4 protein-coding genes and 1 pseudogene are annotated in these 2,934 nt (G+C 58.1%); 4 read left to right on the forward strand and 1 reads right to left on the reverse strand.

Features of this window, described 5'->3' with window-relative positions:
- Nucleotides 1-185, reverse strand: a pseudogene (locus NW863_RS05555) (SAM-dependent methyltransferase); the annotation flags it as partial.
- Nucleotides 186-433: 248 nt separating this feature from the next.
- Between NW863_RS05555 and NW863_RS05560 the strand changes: the two are divergent.
- The 4 genes from NW863_RS05560 to NW863_RS05575 all read left to right on the forward strand — a co-directional run bounded on the left by NW863_RS05560 (nucleotide 434) and on the right by NW863_RS05575 (nucleotide 2,918).
- A complete protein-coding gene (locus tag NW863_RS05560; protein ID WP_414365071.1) occupies nucleotides 434-1,090 on the forward strand; it encodes a response regulator in 657 nt (218 codons plus the stop codon).
- Nucleotides 1,090-1,770, forward strand: a complete 681-nt coding sequence (locus NW863_RS05565) for a queuosine precursor transporter (protein ID WP_414365073.1) — start codon at nucleotides 1,090-1,092, stop codon at nucleotides 1,768-1,770. Before NW863_RS05560 ends, NW863_RS05565 begins: the two co-directional genes overlap by 1 nt.
- A gap of 177 nt (nucleotides 1,771-1,947) precedes the next feature.
- Nucleotides 1,948-2,133, forward strand: a complete 186-nt coding sequence (psbZ, locus tag NW863_RS05570; protein WP_011429012.1) for a photosystem II reaction center protein PsbZ — start codon at nucleotides 1,948-1,950, stop codon at nucleotides 2,131-2,133.
- Nucleotides 2,134-2,291: 158 nt separating this feature from the next.
- On the forward strand, nucleotides 2,292-2,918 hold the full coding sequence (locus NW863_RS05575; RefSeq protein WP_414365074.1) for a DUF2808 domain-containing protein: 627 nt from the start codon (nucleotides 2,292-2,294) through the stop codon (nucleotides 2,916-2,918).
- Nucleotides 2,919-2,934 lie beyond the last annotated feature (16 nt).

The raw sequence follows: 2,934 nt of genomic DNA on the forward strand, positions 1-2,934 counted from the left end.
GCTTTCCCAGAGGAAAAACTTTGCAGCTCCCTGAGCACAGAGAGCATCAGCTCCGAAGCCTGGGTGGAGAGAGCCTTATGGGCAAAGCCAAAGAGATTTTTGCCCCACTGAAAGGCACGGTAGGCCGCCTCTCCAACCGGCGATGGGATCGGCAGCGACAGCTCGGAGCTCAACTGTAAGCTCATAACCCTGCAAGGTGCGAATGCTTAATGTTTGTTTACGTTAGATTATAGCAAGGCAGCGATGGGAAACCGGCAAGTTCTGGGCCTTGGGAGAATCGGCGAAATTGGAGCTGTAAGTTGCTAGTCACACCCCACTTCCCTAAGAGGGAGAGTACTCTATTGGTGTCCCCGGAAGGACGTCCCCGATGCCCCATGCACTGGAGGAAGGGGCTGAGCAGGTCGAACGGATTGGGAAAAGGGAGCGCCCGAGCATGACAGCCAAGACGGTGTTGGTCATTGACGATAGCATCATGATCCGCAAGATGGTGGCCAGCATCTTGGCTGACCAGTTTCAGGTGCTGGAGGCCAAAGATGGCCTAGCGGGCTTGGAGGCTGCCAAAAAACATCACCCCGACCTGATCTTGCTGGATTTTGTCATGCCCAAGATGGACGGCTATGACACATTGCAGGCCATCCGGCAGGAAGAGAGCCTGAAGAATACCCCCGTCATCATCATGTCGGGGATGAAAGAGCAGGTAACAGCCCGCATCCCTGAGCCTTTTGTCGATTTTGACTTCATTGAAAAGCCCTTTGAGGCAGAAGCCCTTCTGGCCCAAATTCAAAAGGCCCTGCAAGTGACCCCGGCGGCTGCTCTGGAGCCCGGATCGGAAACCAACACCCAGTTACTCTTGAACAAGCTCACCGCCATCGAGACGCTGCTCATCCAAGGCACGGAAAACCTCATCCAGCGGGAAGTGGTGACGCGGCTTGCCAACCTCAACCAGCGCCTGGAGCGCCAGGAATCTTATAGCGCTAACCTGGAAGAGCAGATCCGTAAACTTGCCAGCGAAGTGGAACGGCACAGTCAGGGCCTGGCCCTGATTGTCAAAGAACTACGGCAGATCCGCAAACTTCTAGGGGGATCCTGATGTCTGAGCGCGCCTACCGGCACCTGGATGCGGTGACGGCCCTGTTTGTGGCTGTGCTGCTCATTTCCAACATCGCCTCCACTAAGATCGTGCTCTTGGGGCCGTTTACCTTCGATGGCGGCACCATCCTCTTCCCTCTCAGCTACATTTTTGGCGACATCCTCACAGAGGTCTATGGCTATGCCCGCTCGCGGCGGGTGATCTGGCTGGGGTTTTTCTCGGCGGCCCTGATGTCGGTAACCTTGATGATCGTGGGATCCCTGCCGGCAGCCCCCGACTGGCCCTACCAGGAAGCCTACAACCAGATTCTCGGCCTTACCCCGCGCATTGTACTGGCCAGCCTGATTGCCTACTGGAGCGGCAGCTTTGCCAATGCCTATGTGCTGGCGCGCCTGAAGGTGTGGACGCGGGGACGCTGGCTATGGACACGCACCATCAGCTCGACCTTGGTGGGCCAGGCGGTGGACACGGGCCTGTTTATTCTCATCGCTTTCTGGGGGGTGTTTCCCGGTCTGATGAGCCTCATCGTCTCCAACTACGTGTTCAAGTGTGCCGTTGAGGCAGTCTGTACGCCCCTGACCTACGCCATCACCGGCTGGCTGAAGCAACAGGAACAGGAAGACTACTTTGACGTGGCAACCGACTTCAACCCTTTCCGAATGCAGTCTGTATCTAGGTAGTTCATCCATCGGCTGCCCCGACGGATCTGGCCTTGAGAGGGATCCCAGTTTTGGTATAGTCAGAGCGTTATCCTTTCTACCCCGCCGCCGGTGTGCAGCGAGCCGGCTCGGGTTGGGCAGACCGGTGTTGTCGGGAGCCCTTATCCAAGACAAGACTTTTGTGAGGGATCCGTAAAGATGATGCTCATTTTCCAAATTGCTCTGTTGGTGTTGGTGCTTTACAGCTTGCTGTTGGTGGTGGCGGTGCCGGTGCTCTTTAGCTCTGCCAGCGACTGGAGCCGGGCCAAGAATGTCATTTTGGTAGGATCCCTGCTCTGGGTGCTGATGGTGATCGGGGTGGGGGTACTCAGTTTCTTTAAGTGATCCTCCCACCATCCCACCAGCTCCCGGACGTTGCAGAGCATCAGGGCTGCAAGGTTCCGGTAGCGGGGAAAAACTGCGCACCTCCGCATCCTGTTGGGCCCTGAGCGCTCTCGGTAGAAGGGATCCCACCCCCTTACAATGGACAGCAACTCGATTCCATGTTCATGGCCTTGCTGCCTGCTCGGTCGGCAGGAAGCGGTGCTTATGCCGAAGTCTTTTGGGAGGTTTGGGTGTTGAGAGCAGTGAAGCGTTCGTGGGGCCTCCGCTTGGCCCGGCTGGGGACGAGGCTGATTTTGGCAGGCTTGTTGGTAGGGGCGCTATCCCCTTTGGCAAAGGCGCAGTCGGGCTTTGTCATCACGGGCAGCGAGGGGGTGCCTGTCCTCAGCTATCGGCTGGATTTTCGTGGCATTCGCGGTCGGCTGGATCGCTATCGCCTGAAGATCCCACCGCAGGATGTGGCGGTGGCGGAGGTGCAGATTAGCGCGGACAGGAACTTTGATGCCGTCATCGATCCCCAGAATGTACGCCTAGAGGTGGAGGGCAAGCCGGTGGAGCTGGCGGAAGTGTATTGGGACGAGGAGTTTCGCTCTTTGGAGGTGGTGGCCCGTCAACCCATTGCCGCCGGCCAGGAGATCCGCTTGGTGCTCTCCAATGTGCGCAACCCTTCCGCTGCCGGCATCTACCGGGTAGAGGCGCGGGTACGGGGGACAGAGCCCAACCCGCTCTTCCGCAAGGTGGGCAACTGGCTCATCACCATCGACGATCCGGAGCGGCTCACCTTCTGATGGCCGCTGCCTCTGG

The organism is Synechococcus sp. B60.1 (assembly GCF_047462555.1).
GTDB lineage: Bacteria > Cyanobacteriota > Cyanobacteriia > Thermostichales > Thermostichaceae > Thermostichus.

Coding starts and splice junctions, on each gene's coding strand:
- NW863_RS05560 (WP_414365071.1), top strand. CDS start 434: ATGACAGCCAAGACGGTGTTGGTCATTGACGATAGCATCATGATCCGC.
- NW863_RS05565 (WP_414365073.1), top strand. CDS start 1,090: ATGTCTGAGCGCGCCTACCGGCACCTGGATGCGGTGACGGCCCTGTTT.
- NW863_RS05575 (WP_414365074.1), top strand. CDS start 2,292: ATGTTCATGGCCTTGCTGCCTGCTCGGTCGGCAGGAAGCGGTGCTTAT.
- psbZ (WP_011429012.1), top strand. CDS start 1,948: ATGATGCTCATTTTCCAAATTGCTCTGTTGGTGTTGGTGCTTTACAGC.